The sequence below is a fragment of the Ornithinibacillus sp. FSL M8-0202 genome (assembly GCF_037975285.1).
Lineage (GTDB): Bacteria > Bacillota > Bacilli > Bacillales > Amphibacillaceae > Ornithinibacillus > Ornithinibacillus massiliensis.
The window spans coordinates 2,985,267-3,002,359 of sequence record NZ_CP150248.1; the positions used below are offsets into that span (position 1 = coordinate 2,985,267).

16 protein-coding genes and 2 riboswitches are annotated in these 17,093 nt (G+C 37.1%); of the genes, 13 read left to right on the forward strand and 3 right to left on the reverse strand.

Translation table 11 applies throughout. The features are described 5' to 3' along the window. Positions 1-31: 31 nt before the first annotated feature. Together MKY78_RS15050 and MKY78_RS15055 are read right to left on the reverse strand one after the other, a co-directional pair. Positions 32-742 (reverse strand): hypothetical protein, encoded by a 711-nt coding sequence (locus MKY78_RS15050; protein ID WP_339217927.1) that lies wholly within the window; start codon positions 740-742, stop codon positions 32-34. 61 nt (positions 743-803) lie between these two features. Next, positions 804-974: a hypothetical protein gene (locus MKY78_RS15055; RefSeq protein WP_339213813.1), complete on the reverse strand. Its 171-nt coding sequence runs from the start codon at positions 972-974 to the stop codon at positions 804-806. 326 nt (positions 975-1,300) lie between these two features. Here MKY78_RS15055 and MKY78_RS15060 point away from each other — a divergent pair, with 326 nt between their 5' ends. The 13 genes from MKY78_RS15060 (at position 1,301) to MKY78_RS15120 (ending at position 14,710) form a co-directional block, all read left to right on the forward strand. Next, a complete protein-coding gene (locus MKY78_RS15060; RefSeq protein ID WP_339213814.1) occupies positions 1,301-2,836 on the forward strand; it encodes a plasmid pRiA4b ORF-3 family protein in 1,536 nt (511 codons plus the stop codon). A gap of 179 nt (positions 2,837-3,015) precedes the next feature. Further along, a riboswitch (cyclic di-GMP riboswitch) is annotated at positions 3,016-3,101 on the forward strand. 77 nt (positions 3,102-3,178) lie between these two features. Next, positions 3,179-3,970, forward strand: a complete 792-nt coding sequence (gene motA, locus MKY78_RS15065; RefSeq protein WP_339213815.1) for a flagellar motor stator protein MotA — start codon at positions 3,179-3,181, stop codon at positions 3,968-3,970. Next, positions 3,957-4,715: a flagellar motor protein MotB gene (gene motB / locus MKY78_RS15070; protein ID WP_339213817.1), complete on the forward strand. Its 759-nt coding sequence runs from the start codon at positions 3,957-3,959 to the stop codon at positions 4,713-4,715. Before motA ends, motB begins: the two co-directional genes overlap by 14 nt. Positions 4,716-4,741: 26 nt before the next feature. Next, positions 4,742-6,436, forward strand: coding sequence for a HAMP domain-containing methyl-accepting chemotaxis protein (locus MKY78_RS15075; RefSeq protein WP_339213819.1), 1,695 nt, complete (start codon positions 4,742-4,744; stop codon positions 6,434-6,436). 140 nt (positions 6,437-6,576) lie between these two features. Next, a riboswitch (cyclic di-GMP riboswitch) is annotated at positions 6,577-6,662 on the forward strand. Between the two features lie 119 nt (positions 6,663-6,781). After that, entirely contained in the window at positions 6,782-7,414 is a 633-nt protein-coding gene (locus tag MKY78_RS15080) for a response regulator transcription factor (protein ID WP_339213821.1), read from the forward strand. Between the two features lie 528 nt (positions 7,415-7,942). After that, positions 7,943-9,145, forward strand: coding sequence for an MFS transporter (locus MKY78_RS15085; protein ID WP_339213823.1), 1,203 nt, complete (start codon positions 7,943-7,945; stop codon positions 9,143-9,145). 21 nt (positions 9,146-9,166) lie between these two features. Continuing rightward, a complete protein-coding gene (locus MKY78_RS15090; protein WP_339213825.1) occupies positions 9,167-9,766 on the forward strand; it encodes a pyroglutamyl-peptidase I in 600 nt (199 codons plus the stop codon). A 314-nt stretch (positions 9,767-10,080) separates the two neighbouring features. After that, entirely contained in the window at positions 10,081-11,268 is a 1,188-nt protein-coding gene (locus MKY78_RS15095) for an MFS transporter (protein ID WP_186870633.1), read from the forward strand. A gap of 12 nt (positions 11,269-11,280) precedes the next feature. Next, a complete protein-coding gene (locus MKY78_RS15100) occupies positions 11,281-12,018 on the forward strand; it encodes a Cof-type HAD-IIB family hydrolase (RefSeq protein ID WP_339213827.1) in 738 nt (245 codons plus the stop codon). Positions 12,019-12,155: 137 nt separating this feature from the next. Continuing rightward, positions 12,156-12,338 (forward strand): cold-shock protein, encoded by a 183-nt coding sequence (locus tag MKY78_RS15105; RefSeq protein ID WP_186870631.1) that lies wholly within the window; start codon positions 12,156-12,158, stop codon positions 12,336-12,338. Positions 12,339-12,474: 136 nt separating this feature from the next. Next, on the forward strand, positions 12,475-13,524 hold the full coding sequence (locus MKY78_RS15110; RefSeq protein ID WP_339213828.1) for a hypothetical protein: 1,050 nt from the start codon (positions 12,475-12,477) through the stop codon (positions 13,522-13,524). Positions 13,525-13,694: 170 nt separating this feature from the next. Continuing rightward, positions 13,695-14,132, forward strand: a complete 438-nt coding sequence (locus MKY78_RS15115) for an IDEAL domain-containing protein (RefSeq protein WP_339213830.1) — start codon at positions 13,695-13,697, stop codon at positions 14,130-14,132. 143 nt (positions 14,133-14,275) lie between these two features. Then, positions 14,276-14,710 (forward strand): IDEAL domain-containing protein, encoded by a 435-nt coding sequence (locus MKY78_RS15120; protein WP_339213832.1) that lies wholly within the window; start codon positions 14,276-14,278, stop codon positions 14,708-14,710. A 360-nt stretch (positions 14,711-15,070) separates the two neighbouring features. Here the strand turns inward: MKY78_RS15120 and MKY78_RS15125 are convergent, their stop codons facing one another. Continuing rightward, entirely contained in the window at positions 15,071-17,092 is a 2,022-nt protein-coding gene (locus tag MKY78_RS15125) for a penicillin-binding transpeptidase domain-containing protein (RefSeq protein WP_339213833.1), read from the reverse strand. Position 17,093: the final 1 nt, after the last annotated feature.

Sequence of the window (17,093 nt, forward strand, 5' to 3'; positions counted from 1 at the left end):
TAAACCTAAGGTCACTACTAATGGTGTTACTTCATGAAAGATGGGTGGATTTATGCGAATTTTCATTCATTACCATATAACTTAAATAGGCAAGCTGATTAAACGTTAATCCAGTTAATTCTTGAAGATACTTGAGATTCTTAATTCGTGTATTTGATAAGGATATTTGATAGGGTTTTAGTGTTAGAGATTCGTGTATTACTATGGTAGGAACCCACTTTTTATAAAATAGTTCATGTTTGTATTGGCTAATTAATTCATGAAGATGATGTAGTATGGTATTAATATCTTTTGTTGGAGATTTCAATGTGATAGTTTCTGGGAGAGATATTGTTGTTCTCCTGCTTTTTATATCGTGTACTAAATTACATCTACTCGGTATTTTCCGGCACATACTATGATGAAGATAAGGTGTAACGATGTACAAGAAATAAAAGATTTGGAATCGATCATATAATATAATCCGATGTTGCTTATCCGTTCGAAAAGATAATTGATATTTATCCATTAAGAAGTTAATTAGCCAGTTGTTTTCTTCCGCAGTAAAACTTTCAGTTGATAAAATGATTTTTATTGGCACATTATTTTTTATTTTTAGATGTCCATCATCCATATACCACCAAGCTAATGTCTCATCTGTAAAGTATTTTTCAATTAGGTTAAATGGGAGGGTTTTGGCCCCATTTTGGTACCACTGGGAATGGAGGAAACTTAAAATCGGGGTTGTTTTTGACTGAACGATAAAAGACTCACTATAGCCGTTTTAAGTCTGTGGTCTATAATCTTTCTATATTTCGGCGGGGTTAAAGGAATTTCCGATAGCTGAACACACTCCAACCATAGTCTTTGTAAGTATGTGTGTATTGGAATCTTGGTTTTCTACCAATTTGTTTTGTCATGCAAGCATCTCCTAGTAATTTACCAATTATCCTTGCCTTAAACGAATTATCAGTATGTAACCAATCATTATCCATTGTTTTCCCCCACTTTAAGCAGTTTTATAATAAGAAATTATTACAATCAAAGAGGTCTAACTACAGACGACTGTGACTAGCGAGATTTCCCTCTGTACAATAAGTCAATATTGGCTTCCACGAGCCTATGTTTTTCCTTTATCTTCCGCAGCTCAGACTTGTCCGCACGTCACAAAGCGAGAGCCTACAATTTTCTTAATTATACCATACGCAATCTTTGCCCCGGATAAAGTTTATGGAGATTTTCTATTAAATCTTCATTTATCCAATGAAGATATCATTACTTATTCCCTTATGCTACAATGAAGCTAAAAAGGAGATTCTTCATGATCTACGAATTCAAAGTAACCTTAAAAGATATTCCAGTCCCGGTTTGGCGGGTCATTCAAATGGATAGTGAAGCTACATTTTATGCGTTTCATTGTGTATTGCAAGCAGCGTTTAATTGGTATGATATCCATCTACATAACTTTATGGTAGAACAGAAGAATGGAAAGCGTGTGGAGCGGACGTTTATTAAACCTAAAGACGAAGAAGATTATGATTCTCCTATTGCAACGGGAACTCTTGATGAAGAGGAGGAAAGATTATCAAGTTGGTTTAAGCTTGTAAATGATAAAGTAACCTATGTTTACGATTTTGGTGACGAATGGCGCCATGAAATTGTACTAACTAATATTTTAGAACGAAGCGAGGATGTGTTCTATCCAAGCGTAATCGCAGCCAAAAATGCTGCACCAGAAGAGGATAGTCGTTTTGAGGTATTAACTGGTCAGGTTGATTTAGAAGCAGACGAGAAGGATTTACTCTTAGAAATTAATGAGGAGATAATGAACGGTCTTTCTGATATGGTATCGCAGTTGGATGAGGTTAACCACCTATGGGAAAACCTATTATTAAGTGCTAAACAGTTTCATGCCTTAAAACCATGGAATGCTATGGCTGATGATGATATTTTTGCCGTAATAGATCCGGTTACACAGGAAATATTATTTTGTTCTGTATTAGGTGCAGGTAGGGAAACATTCGGACTTGCCGTTTATATAGGGCAGGAAGGTCTTGAGGCATTAATGGACACAATAGAACAAAAGCCAGATATCCTATTCAAACAACGAAGTATTTTATTAAGCTACGAGGATAGAGGAGATTTACAAAAAGATGAATATGAACTAATCAAGACCTATGATGTACCATTCCGTGGGAGAAAGGCTTGGCCAGTTTTCAAGAGTTACCAACCTGGACTTTATCCATGGATGATCGATAATGAAGAGGCTAGATATTTAACCGTTGCACTTCAAGCAGCTATCGAAGTTTACGATGATTTCATGCATGACGTGGACATGCCCTTTTTATTTGAAGAGAAAAAAGTGTATACGAAGGTCCCACGCGACATTAACAATCAACATATGGATACTGCCATTGCTGATATAGAGGGAATGCTAGCCAGTAGGACACATGAAGCTAAACTAGAAGTTTCAGAAATAGATCTAAAAAGGGTGAAAAATCTTCCTGTTGTCCCGAGAACGATTGAATTCGCATTACAATACGTCGAATTACCAATACAAAATGAACCAGACGAGCGACCATTTTTCCCGCTAATGGTAATAGCTGTAGAGCATGAAAGTGGTTATATTATCCATCAAGATTTGTTTAGCGGGGTGTTAAATGCTAACGTCTTTCAAATGGAATTATTAAATCTATTTCAAACATTAGGTGGTGTTCCTCAGCAACTATTGATGAAAAGAGAGATTGCAGCACATATAAAACCACTAACTGATTCTCTCAATTTACATGTGAAAACGGTAGACTATCCTTCTAAAGTAAATAAGGTAATTAATTCTCTTTATCATCATATGGATTAATGGAGGCTGTTCATCAGGTCCCTTTGCTTTAGCAGGAAAGTATGAGATAAACGAACACATGCACAAAAAGGGCGAGTGAATGTGTTCGTTTTCTAATGAAAAAATTATGGATACCCCCTACACATTTCCCCTCACCTGTACGATATATACAATAGGATACAAATCAACTACATAACCCAAATCGACAAAGGCAAACTTACTGAAAAGTAAGGACGCAAAGCCATGGGTCTAAGGTCTAATAGACTAAGATTGCCAGGTTACCAAGTATAGAATCTATAACATTCTATTTGGCTATTCTTTTTACTAGAATAGCTTTTTTAATTCACATATGGAGGTCTACACATGGATAAATCATCATTAATAGGAATTATACTAGGGATCCTTGCAGTTGGGGTAGGAATGGTACTGAAGGGTGTTGGTCTTGGTGCATTGATAAATCCTGCTGCCATCCTCATTATTCTTGTAGGAACAGCAGCTTCTGTTATTATTGCTTTTCCAACTAGAACACTGAAAAGAATACCAGCACTCTTCAAGATTCTATTTACCGAAAAGGAAGAACAAAGTACAGAAGAATTAATTGATACATTCTCGGATATGGCTGATATAGCTAGAAAGGAAGGGATTTTATCTTTAGAAAGTCAATTGGATAAAATTGAAGATCCATTTTTAGCATCAGGATTACAGCTTGCAGTCGATGGGCAGACGCCAGAATTTATCCGAGATGTCATGATGGAGAAAATTGATGCCATGGAAAAACGCCATGAAGAAGGTGCAGCTATTTTTTCTCAAGCTGGTACCTATGCGCCAACACTGGGGGTACTTGGTGCAGTGGTAGGTTTAATCGCAGCTCTAGCGGATATGTCTGATATTGAAGCACTAGGAAAGGCAATCTCTGCAGCGTTTATCGCAACATTACTTGGTATTTTTACTGGATATGTCATGTGGCATCCATTTGCCAATAAACTGAAGGCAAAGTCAAAGCATGAAGTAGAAATTAAAGAAATCATGATTGAAGGTATTGTATCGATTACAGTTGGGGAGTCATCAAAAGTTCTAAGAGATAAGCTTGGTTCTTATCTAACGACAAAAGAATTAGAACGATTAAATCAGGAGCCGAAAAATGAAGAAGAATAAACGGAAAAAAGCGGAACATCATGTTGATGAATCGTGGTTACTCCCTTACTCTGATTTATTAACATTACTGGTTGCCTTGTTTATTGTCTTATTTGCGATGAGTGAGATAGATGTGAAGAAATATGAGGAACTGTCTACTTTCTTTAGAAGCGAGTTTTCCAGCGGGGATAAAGGGATAATGGAACATCCTGTTCCTTCTCCTGAGCTGAAAGAACAACAAGAAGTGGAAGAACAAAATCAGAATCATAAAGATGGTCAACATGAGCTGCAAAATTTACAAGAGCTTCAAAAGAGAATCGATGCCTATATCCAAGAAAATGGTCTGACGGAGTCACTTGGTACCAATCTATCTGGTGAAGGATTAATGATCACGATCAAGAATGATATTTCCTTCGAGCCAGGTAGTGCAGAGGTTAATCAGGGTGGGATAACGATTGCCAATGAGATATCACGTCTGTTATATACGGACCCTCCTCACCAAGTGGTCATCAGTGGGCATACAGATGATGTTCCGATGAACAATGAGCAATTTGGTTCGAATTGGGAGCTCAGTGTTATGCGGGCTGTAAACTTTATGACGTTAATTTTAGATAATGAACAACTCGATCCAGCGAAATTTAGTGCAAAAGGATTCGGGGAGCATCAACCGCTTGTTCCAAATGACAGTGCGGAAAATAGAGCAATAAATAGACGAGTGGAAGTGCTAATTTTGCCTAATTATGACATCACAGAACATTTACCATAACACATTATAATTGAGGAGAACGACTAATGAAGAATTTATTTAATTTTAAATCGATACGCAATAGAATATTATTTTTATTTTCCACCGTATTATTTTTTGTTGTAATTTATTCGGGTTTTTCCTTATATTCAATTAATCTAATCAATAAGGAATCCAAAGAAATAGTAAACAAACAGCTAGCCCTACTTATGCTTGATGAGGACATATCCTATGATATGGCAAATCGCTCAGCATTATTAAGAGGATATTTCCTACTAGAGGATGAAAGTCTTCGTCAGCAATTTGAAAATGAAGTAGAGGCAAGTATTGCGTTAGAGAATGAACTGATGGAATTGAGTGATTCAGAAAGCACGAAGGAATTACTTAATAAGAAATATGAGTGGGGAACATTAACGGATAAGGCACTACAAGCGTATGATCGTGGTGATAAAGAAGCGGCATTACAAATTATGCAAATGGAAGTAATGCCATTAGGAACAGAGATTACCCAAGGATTTGAAGAAGCTACCGAGCATCGTAAAGAGATTATTAATGAACTAGGACAGAATATGGTTAATGATGGTGAATTAATGATGGTTCTGACCATCATATTAAGTATCGCTAGCATCGTTATCGGAACGACATTAGCTATATTTGCATCTAATATGATTGCGAAGCGAATAAAGCTGGTTATGGAGAGAATGCAGACCATTTCTGATGGCGATTTAAGCCAGGAAGATTTAAAATCCAATGACCGAGATGAAATTGGACAACTTGTTCATATGACGAATAAGATGAGTATGAGCATTCGGGCACTATTAAATCAAATCAAATATGTATCGACAACCTTAGCTACCCAGAGTACCGAGCTAACGCAGTCTACTAACGAAGTGAAAACTGGTGCCGAGCAAATAGCAATGACAATGGAAGAATTAGCTAACGGTACGGAAACACAAGCAGATAGTGCAGGTGAATTATCATCGGCAATGAGTTCATTTGCCACTCAAGTACAAGAGGCAGATGAAAGTGGCGCAGCAATTGATACACACTCCAAGAATGTGCTTGACTTAACCAATACGGGAAGAGATTTAATGAAATCTTCAACCACACAAATGCGTAAAGTAGATGAAATTGTTCATGGTGCTGTAGGAAAAGTAGAAGGACTACATGAGCATACACAAAAAATCACCAATCTAGTATCGATCATTAGGGATGTTGCAGAGCAAACTAATTTACTAGCATTAAACGCTGCAATTGAAGCGGCACGTGCTGGGGAACATGGGAAAGGCTTCGCAGTAGTTGCTGACGAGGTGAGAAAGTTAGCGGAGCAGGTTGCGCTATCGGTAAATGATATAACAGACACGGTAATGAGTATTCAGTCGGAATCAACGCTTGTAACGGAGTCATTACAGGAAGGGTATAAAGAGGTTCAAATTGGTACAGACCAAATTGAATCTACTGGAGAGACATTTAGTCAAATTACCGAAGCGGTTTCCAGTATGGTCGAGAACATTTCAACCATTACGAGCAACCTGTCCAGTATTGCTACGAACAGTCAAGAAATGAACGGATCTATCCAAGAGATTGCAGCTATTTCAGAGGAATCAGCTGCAGGGGTAGAGGAGACGTCAGCTTCGGCAGAACAGGTTAGAGGCTCAATGGAGGAAGTAGCTGATAGCTCCAAAAAACTAGCCACCCTAGCAGAAGAACTGAACGATTTAGTAGGTAATTTTAAACTATAACAAAAGATACTAGACACATTTAGTGGAAAGTGTCTAGTATCTTTTTTTCCTATATTAACATCCTATATATAATGCTATTTTAGTTGCATTTATTACTAGATATGGTTTAACATAACCTTATGTGAATAAATCGAAACACCAACTGATAAAGGCAAACTATCTGAAAGGGTAGGACGCAAAGCTAAGGGTCTAAGGTCGTAATGGCTATGATCGCCTGGTTGCCAAAATGGATTGTATCAATATTTTGGCTATTCTATTATGAATAGTCTTTTTTAATGTGAAATTCATATTTTGGCAATTTCTACCATTTGTAATAGGGAAATAATTTTGATGGGAGAAGTGGCTATGAGTGAAGTAACAATTATTAAAGAGAAAGATTTAGTTCGAGACATTATTGTGGAAAAGCTAGAAGAAAGTCTTCCTGAGCATGATTGGAAGGCTATAGGATCCGCGGAATTTAAATCAATTAAGACGTCCATTAAAAGTGATTTAGTCATTATTGATTTAAATACGGCTATCGATATTAAAGAGGTAATTGATAGGTTTCTAGAAAAGAAAATCCGAGTAGCAATTTGGACATCTGATTTAGACAATGACTTATTACGGGAGCTGTTCCGTTGTGGGTTACATGGATATTTCTATAATGGAATGGAATTAAGTGAATTAATTTTTGCTACTAAATCGATGTTAAATGATCAACAATATATCCATCCGAAACTATCAGCAATTCTACTAAATGATTATGTAAAACTAACTAGAAAAGACCCAATTAGACCAGCTGGTATTCTTACCGAACAAGAATGGAAGGTTTTAGAGGAGCTTGGTAAAGGTCTAAACAACTGTAGTATTGCCAAAGAACTATTTATTTCAACTAGAACAGTGAATAACCATGTAAGCTCTATCTTGAAGAAGCTACATGTATCCGATCGCACTAATGCCGTTATCAAGGCCATTAAAAATAATTGGATAACATTATAAAACGTAAGTAAGGGCAGGTTCTCTGAGTAGTAATTTCAGAGAACCTGCCTTTTATATTTGGATGAGGGGTAGGTCTTGAAGTCGTACAAAATATCGCGCGCGAGAAAAATTAGGAGTGAAGGAAAAGTAAAAATCGCGCGGGGTAGGAGTAAAAACGCGCGAGAAATAGAAAAATCGCGCGAGGTAAGATTAAAATCGCGCGAGAAATAGTAAAATTCGCGCGAGGTAGGAGTAAAATCGCGCGAGATAGTGAATGTGGCGCGAAAAGTGAAGAGGGTCGCGCGAAAAATGGGGGAGGTGGCGCGATTTTAAGAGATTCCCGCGCGAAAAGAGGAGAGTCTCGCGCGAAAAGGAAAGAAAGTCGCGCGCGAGGAAAATTAGAAGTGAAGGAAAAATAAAAACGCGCCCGGTAAGAAGAATAATAACAGCTTCTCCACATAAAGCTAAATTGGCGAGTCTCCTCCTTTTTCTTCTCTTAATGGATTATGCTATAGTAGTGACAGTAATATATTGGAAGGGGCATGAGAATTGGAATTGCATCATCAAGAGGCTAACAACAATCAGTTATACAAATTTTTAGTAGTAGCAGGAATCATCATTGTTGCTTTTAATCTCCGGCCTGCAATCACATCTGTTGGACCACTTATGAGTACCATTCGCGATGATGTAGGATTATCGAATTGGAGTGTAGGGTTATTAACAAGCTTACCATTAATCGCTTTTGCCTTTATGTCACCAATTGCTGCAAGGCTAGGTAATCGGTTTACCAATGAGAAAGTCATTTTATGGGGGCTTATATTTTTATTAGCTGGAATAGCGGTCCGTTCCGTGTCATTAATCGGCTTGATATTTCTAGGAACATTGCTAGTTGGGGTTGGTATATCGGTTTGTAATGTTCTATTACCAGGAGTCGTGAAGGATAAATTTCCATTAAAGGTAGGTTTAATGACTAGTGTCTATTCAACGGCGATGGGAGTATTTGCTGCAACGGCATCAGGAGTTAGTGTTCCGCTAGCAAATGGTATCGGCTTAGGATGGAAGGTTGCTCTAAGTGTGTGGGCCATCCCTGCAGTGCTAGGGATTATTATTTGGATTTATTTATCTAATAAAAGCCGTCATGCTACGGTCGAAACTAAGTTTATAACAGGTACTACAGATACGAATATTTGGAAGTCTACTTTAGCATGGCAAATTGCTGCATATATGGGATTACAGTCCTTTTTATTTTATGTGACTATCTCATGGCTACCTGAAATTCTGCATTCTCATGGAATGAGTATGGAGACGGCTGGATGGTTACTATCCTATACACAGTTTGTCGGTCTTCCGGCTAGTTTCTTAGTACCAGTGCTAGCAGCTAAATTTGCTTCACAGCGATTAATTGTGTTGGTTATGGGAATCTGTTCTATAGTAGGCTTTACAGGATTATTATTAGGTACCCATAATATCCTAATAATAATTAGTATTACATTAATTGGACTTGCATTGAGTGGTACGTTTGCTTTGGCATTAGCCTTCTTAGGAATGAGAGCAAGGGATGCAAAGCAAGCAGCCTCTTTATCTGGAATGGCACAAGCATTAGGGTATATTCTAGCTGCTGTTGGTCCAATCTTCATTGGATATTTATTCGATCTTACCCATGCTTGGACAGTACCAATCATTTCATTAATGATAGTCGCACTATTAGTTACTGTTTTTGGATTTGGAGCAGGTAGAGATAAATACGTTTAATAAAATTGGAGAGGTGTTCACATGAAAAAATTATTACTAACTGGATTTGAGGCCTTTTTAGAATTTCCTATTAATCCAACTACGGAAATTACAAACCAGTTAAATGGTGAAGTAATTGGGGATTATGAAATTATTGGTGAGGTGCTATCGGTTGATTTTCATAAATCTGGTAACCAGTTATTAGAATTAATGGAGAAGCATCAACCGAATGCAGTTGTATCCTTGGGACTTGCAGCTGGAAGAAATTGTATTACACCAGAACGAATTGCGATTAACTGTAATGATGGTCCAGTCGATAATAATGGACATAAGCCAAGTGGAGAAAAGATTTTTGCGGATGGTCCAGATGGATACTTTTCAAAACTTCCCATCTATGAAATGGTTGCCAAGCTAGAAGAAGCAGGCTATCCAGCCAAAATTTCTAATACAGCAGGTGCCTACCTTTGTAATAATGTCATGTATCATGGACTTCATTATTTAAAGCAAAAAGGATTAGAGCAGCCATCAGGGTTTATCCATATCCCAGCATCACATAAGCTAGCCGTAAAGAAGAACATGCCAAGCTGGTCACAACAAGACTTAACAGAGGCGGTTAAAATTGCAATACGCTGTATCCAATAAACATTGGCTACTATAAATTATAAAAAGACAGTTAAGGTTTAACATATATAGCATGATTATGGGGGAAGGAACCCGATAATAAGCGATACATAATTAGCTAGAATATACCGGCCCTCTGTGTATGTAAAAAGAAAGATGTGCCTCACAAGGGACTTAGAAAACGTTAGCCAAAGATTGGTATATTCTAGCTATGGATTTATTATCAAAAAAAGTCCTAAACTAGAAAATTATTTACATTATCTTCATTGCTTTCATCAACTAAATATATTAAAATTACGTAGTTGACGAGAAAACTAGATTGCGAGTTGATAAGTATGCCAAAATACATTTGGCTTTTAGCAATAGCTACAACCATTAGTGTAACTGGTGGTTCTTTTTTATGGCCACTTAATACTATATACATGCATAATGAATTAGGAAGAAGCTTAGCATTTGCGGGCTTTATTTTAATGTTTAATCAGGGAGCTAACATTGTCGGTAACCTAGTTGGAGGAGTATTATTTGATAAATTTAGTGCTTATAAAACGATTCTACTAGGTACGTTATTATCAGCGAGCTCATCAATCTTCTTAGCATTTAATCATGATATTATATCGTATTCTATTTGTCTTCTTTTAATTGGACTTGGATCAGGAATTACATGGCCAGTCATGTTTGCCATGGCAGGATCTGTATGGCCAGAAGGTGGAAGACGTGCATTTAATGCGATTTATGTTGCCCAAAATCTTGGGGTCGCACTTGGAGCGACAATTGGTGGATATGTAGCAAGTATTTCGTTTGATTATATTTTCATTGCGAATGCAGCCCTATTTATCGTATTTACCTTTATTGTTTTCTTTGCATTTAAAGGAATGGATGAAGAAAGAAATCGACATATGCACACTAATGTAATTGAGCAAAGTGGAAAGATTAAAGATAAATCCACTTTTACTGCATTAATTATTTTAAGTGTTGGATTCTTTGTTACCTGGTTTGCTTATAGCCAGTGGCAGTCTACCATTGCATCCTATACACAGGATATCGGTATTCCATTAGAACAATACAGTTCGCTTTGGGCCATTAATGGTTTCCTAATCGTGTTAGGTCAGCCATTATTAAAGCTATTTACCGATAGAATTACTTCACCTAGAAAACATATTTATGTTGGGGCTGTTATTTTTTTAGGATCATATCTTATCGCGATGTATGCTGAAGCATTTACTATGTTCGCTGTAGCTATGGTAATATTGACTATAGCGGAGATGCTAATTTGGCCTGCCATCCCAACCTTGGCAAATGAACTAGCACCACAAGGTCGTGCTGGATTTTATCAAGGATTTATCAATAGCGTTGCGGCTGCAGGTAGAATGCTTGGACCATTCTTAGGTGGTTTAGTTGTTGATTACTTTAATATTCAGGTGTTGTTTTATGGATTAATTGTGATGTTATTAATTCCATTCTTCACAACAAAACTATACGATCGAGGAATAAAGCCCGAGCAAGCATTAAAAAAAGAAGCATAAAGGGGTTTTTAGATGTCTGATATTAAGTTAATTGCATTAGATATGGATGGTACGTTATTGAATAAGAATCATGAGGTTGATATTCGTACGAAAGAGGCGATTCAACAAGCACTTACAAAAGGTGTCCATGTTGTCTTAAGTACGGGACGATCACTTGGTACCTGCTATCCATATGCAGAGGAACTAGGCCTGACATCGTATTTAGTCACTTGTAATGGTGGCGAGATTTGGACAATGAAAAAGGAATTACTGGAACAACATTTATTAGAAACGGAAGTCGTAGAAAAAATATGGAATTTAGGTGAAGGACTAGGTCTCCATATGTGGATGACTTCTACAGAAGGATTTTTCATTGGAGAACGTCCAGATAATTTATACGACTACCAATGGTTGAAATTCGGCGTAGACTCAGAAAACCCGGATAAATTAGCTCAAGTAGTGAAAGAACTATCCTATTTTGCTGACCTTGAGATTACCAATTCATTACCAACTAACATTGAAATTAATCCTAAAGGTGTTAGCAAAGCAAAAGCGCTACATCGTGTTTGTAACGAAATCGGGATTACGATGGATAACGTAATGGCATGTGGGGACAGCTTGAACGATATTAAAATGATTCAAGAAGCAGGTATCGGTGTAGCAATGGGAAATGCACAAGAAGCAATTAAAAAAGTAGCAAATTACGTAACCGATACGAACGAAAATCATGGTGTAGCAAAAGCAATTGAAAAATTTGTCCTAGAAGATTAAGACGTATAACGTAATTTCTTACGAATAGGTTGGTTATTCAATTTTTGTCACTGGTGGATAAGTAAATCCAAGGTCCCTTTCTTTGTGTTTCGAAAAGAGGTATAATAGAAATACAACGCCTGAAAGGGGATGCTGTAATGTCTTTTTCAAGAGGACCAAAAGAGCCAGTCCCGGAAGTTGAAACAAATGTATGGGCATGTACTAGTGAGGATTGTAATGGCTGGATGAGAGAATCATTTAGCTTTGACAAAGAACCAGAATGTCCATTATGCCAATCAAACATGACAACAGAAGTACGTGTATTACCAGAAGTTAAATAGAAATAAATAGCGTTAAAGAACTTAAAGAACACTCTCGATTGCTTCGGGAGTGTTTCCTTATGTTATGTTTCATTCACCTAGACAACTGCCTATACATACATTAAAGTAGAAACCAAAAGTCAAAGGATGTGTTATTTTGCCAAGTAAAATTGGGTACTACGTTAGTGGAAACACAGCAGAGGGCTTCGTAAACTTTTTGTCAACCAACACTTCTGACTTATATCAACATATCATTTTAAAACACCCCTCCTACACAATCAAAACAGCTATTATAAAGGGAATCATAAACCAATATGAAGCAGATCATCATATCGAGGTACTTTATAGCTCAATAGGTAAAGAATTCTTAGAAGGAGTTATCATACGAGATAAGAAAGTAGCGATCATCGATGAAAGGATAACTAGTACAGACTTACCTGGCTCCATTGAATTAAACCTTACTCTTTTCACAGAAATGGATGCTACTAACCACGATTTCGCATCGGAGCATGAAACAATGAATACTTTCATCCAAAACGCCTACCGAGATTTTGAAGCTGGACTGAAAATTCATGACGATTTAGAGGAAGTCTATATAAACGAAATGGACTTTGAAAAGGCGAATCAACTGGCAACAGAATTTATCGATTCTCTATTAAAGGATGTTTCAAAGCAAGAAAAGGAATCCAACGTATACCATCGCTTGTTTGGTACTAATACGAAAGATGGCGTAGTAAATGTTGTTCCAGAACTTTTACGTCCGTTATCTAAAAAGTACTATATTAAAGGCCGTGCTGGTACAGGTAAATCAACCTTTATGAAGAAAATTAAGGCTGCTTGCCTAGCGCATGGTTTTGATGTGGAGCTTTATCACTGTAGCTTCGATCCTAATAGTATTGATATGGTGCTCGTTCGAGAGCTAGATTGTTGTATTTTTGATAGTACAGACCCACATGAGTTTTTTCCACAGGGACCTGGGGAAGAGACGATAGATATGTATGAGATAGCGGTAACACCGGGGACGGATGAGAAATATGCAGATGTCATTGACGATTTAAATACGCGTTATAAAGCTTATATGAAAAAAGGTGTTATCAACCTGCAAGAAGCGGGTAAAGTAATCGGCAAGCTTGAACAACAATATGACCTAACTAATCTAGAAATGGAAAAGCTAAAATCGCATATTATTGGAGCAATTAACGAATAAGGAGTAGTCCTGTGAGTATATAGTAAAGACTCGCAGGACTTTTAGCTTATAATAGGGAATTTAGAATCAATTTTAATGAATCCATAAATATCCTCTTGTTTTTTCTTGTAAAATCATGTAAAATAAATTAACTGAAAATTATGATTTGAAAAATATTGGGAGGTGGGAATGTGATATCTGTAAAGATGCTCAAGCCTTATTATATAAAGGCTGATGATGAGTTTGTTCGTATAATTTTAGCGTATCAATATTTTTCAGTCAGTATTAATACACATGTCTACCAATTTATCCCTGTTGAAGCTAAAGAGATTCGCATCAACCGCAAAACACGAAAAGTTGAAAATGTTGAAAGTCGTTTTGCTTTTCAAAAGGGCAAGGAGATTATTTATATGACAATGACAGAACTTATAACACTTCCCGATTTTCTAACCCAATTACACCATATTGCAAAGCCTTATTATGAAGAATTTCAGGAAATGGATGAAATAGCAAGTGAAAATAGATTAATTTTAGAGGAATTAGAAAAATCTAATTTAAAACGCTTAATCGATAAGGCGCTTGATGAGCGTGATGAGAAAATGTTTCGCGAATTAGTGAAATTGTTATGAATCAAAAGGAGCATGACTTATTACCTATGACAAATAGGCAGGCATGCTCCTTTTGATTTATTGGATAAAAAGGTGTTTAAAAGTTAATTTATCGGGTACTTAACAAATAAGATTTTCTATAATGAAGCATTGGGGGAATGTCAATGGTAAGTGTAAAGTTATTGAAGCCCTATTGTATAAAAACGGATTTAGAAAATATATATGTCTATTTGGACGAAGAGCACTTTACGATTTCTATACAGAATGAAGTGTATCAATTTATCCCTGAACAGTCGAGACAATTCATTATCAATCGTAGAACGAAAAAAATTGAGAATCTGGATGCGACTTTTGCATTTAAGAAGGATGATAAAGTTTTTTATTTAACGATGAGTGAACTAATCAATATTCCAGATTTTCTAATTAAGCTTTACTTTATCACAAAACCTCATATTGATTATGTGCAAACAGAAAATTTAAATGAAGATATTGACGTTATTATGGATCAGCTAGTACAACAAAATATTAAACGATTAATTGATAAAGCATTAGATGAACGCAATGAAGAAGCATTTTATGACTTAATTGCTTTATTATAGAAGCTTAAGTAAGACCGTTTAAACGAATAATAAAGGTGTAAAATTTAAATAGAGGAAGGGACAAAAGGTATATGTTAAAGGAAAAAGCGATTAATGAGAAAAGCCCCTATCCTGGAAATATCGTTGTATTAACTTTCCAGTACAGGGGCGAGGACTCCTAGAAAAATCCATGGCAGTGTCTATCAGGCTGCGATATGAATAACCCTAACGAGAAATCCTGCTAGTAGACTCGAGGTGAATCCGGGATCTCAGGTTTGCTTATTGGTTTCCTCTACGTATATTTTAAGGAACTAGTGGTATTATTCGTATTACGTTTACTTTTGTCCCATTCTCTGATTCATTCGTAGGAAGCGTTCTTTTTTATTCTTTAATAGCTTCCAATACATCCGTAACCTTCTGTACAACTAATCCGCTTGCTCCGAGATCTTGAACCTTCTCCATCATCATTGCGATGATGATGTCCTGATCCTCTGTTGGATAACCGACAAACCAGCCATTTTGTTCGCCATTTTCCTCATCTAAGGTTAATTTTAATTCTGCCGTTCCAGTTTTCCCAGAGATAGGGAATGAAGCCTTTTTCGCATAGCTAGCCGTTCCATCTGTTACTACATTTCGCAAAGTTTCTTGCACGATAGTAGCTTGCTCTGATGTTAGTAGCCCTTCTTTCCAAACTTGATTTGGTTCTTCATCCATTAATAAGATTGGTTTAATCATATTGCCATTATTTAAAAATGTCGTATACATCGTAGCTAAGTGAAGTACACTTGCTTCAATCTCACCTTGACCATAGCTTGTGTTTGCTACTAATACTTCATCATCTAACGTTCCAGAAGTTGAAATGGTTGAAGTGGATATTGGGAAATTAATCGGTAGCTGTTCACCGAAACCGAACTGTTCAAGTCCCTTTACGAGTTGCTCACCACCCATTTCCACACCTTTCATTGCAAAGTAGATATTATCTGAAAGGGCCATGGCTTTCATTAAGTCAACTGGGTTAGCCTCGGACACACGAGTTACTTCATAATTGCCCCAAGATTCTCCCTTACCCCAAGAAAGCCCCTTAATCTCTAGCTTCTCCTCAGGTTTAATCGTGCCATTTTGTAAGCCAATTGCTGCTGTGATTGGCTTTATTACAGAGCCTGGTGCATATGTCGCATTAAATCGATTAAATAAAGGTTGCTCTGGGTTGTCTTGAAGAGCTTCCCAATCGCTTTGAGAAATGCCATAGACTAGTTTATTTGGATCAAAGGACGGGCTACTTACCAATGCTAATGTTTCGCCGGTTTTAGGGTGGATAGCAGCTGCCGTTCCTGGTGCATTATCCAAAGAGTTAAATAATTCCTCTTGGACCGTAATATCAAGGGTTGTTTGAATATTCTTTCCATCCTCTACTGGTTTCATGGCTAAAGTAGCAACCTCTTTTTCATCTTTCGTAACGTAAATTTTAACCCCTTTCTCGCCTTTTAGTTCACCTTCGAAACGGCGCTCTAAACCAGTAGTACCAATCATATCATTGGCTGTATATCGCTCAGGATCTTTCTCTTCTAATTCTTCTGCTGTTATTTTTCTCACATAGCCTACAACATGTGCCGCCGCTTCGCCTAAAGGATAAATGCGCCCTGTTGTTTGCTGTGTCATCACGCCATCTATTTGCCATAATTGGTCTAGCAATGCTTGATTGGATTCTTGTACCTTTTTACCAATTGGGACGAACAAATCTGGTTGAACCCAGCTCTCATTAAGCGCGTTATCAATGGATGCAACGGAAATATTTAATAGGGAAGCAAGCTTTTCTTTACTCGCTTCAGGATTATCCCCTAATTGCCCGGGAACAACTCCAACCTCATAGACAATTCCGTTTAGAGCTAAGGGCAGTCTGTTACGGTCCAGAATATCTCCTCGTTTTGGCTCGGTAGTAGATATTCGAATCTCTCCACCATCTTTAATTTCTGGGAAAATAAAGCCAGGATCCCAGTCGATAAACCAATTCTTTTCTTCCTCTTCCCCAGCTTGTTTTAACGTCACTTCATAGTCAAATTCAATTGGACCAGCCATCGACGTCAAACTTGCCGAAAATGGAATGGTTGCCGTACCTTCTTCCAAAGCTTGTTTCATCTTTTCATCAGATAGTTTTTCATAATGTAATTGAATATCTGTAATGTGTAAATCTTGGTATATTTTCTCATAGCGGTCTATGTACTGATCTGTTGGATATACTTGCTTAGCTTCTTCCGTCAGCATATCGTACATACTAGTGAAGTTTTGTTCCTCCCAAAGCTTAAAATAGTCATCCAGCCTGTCATGAGGTGTGACTTTATCCTCAGAACATCCAGCTAATAGGAAAGCTAAAAGTAATGTAAAGGTAATAAAGAAGCGTTTCATA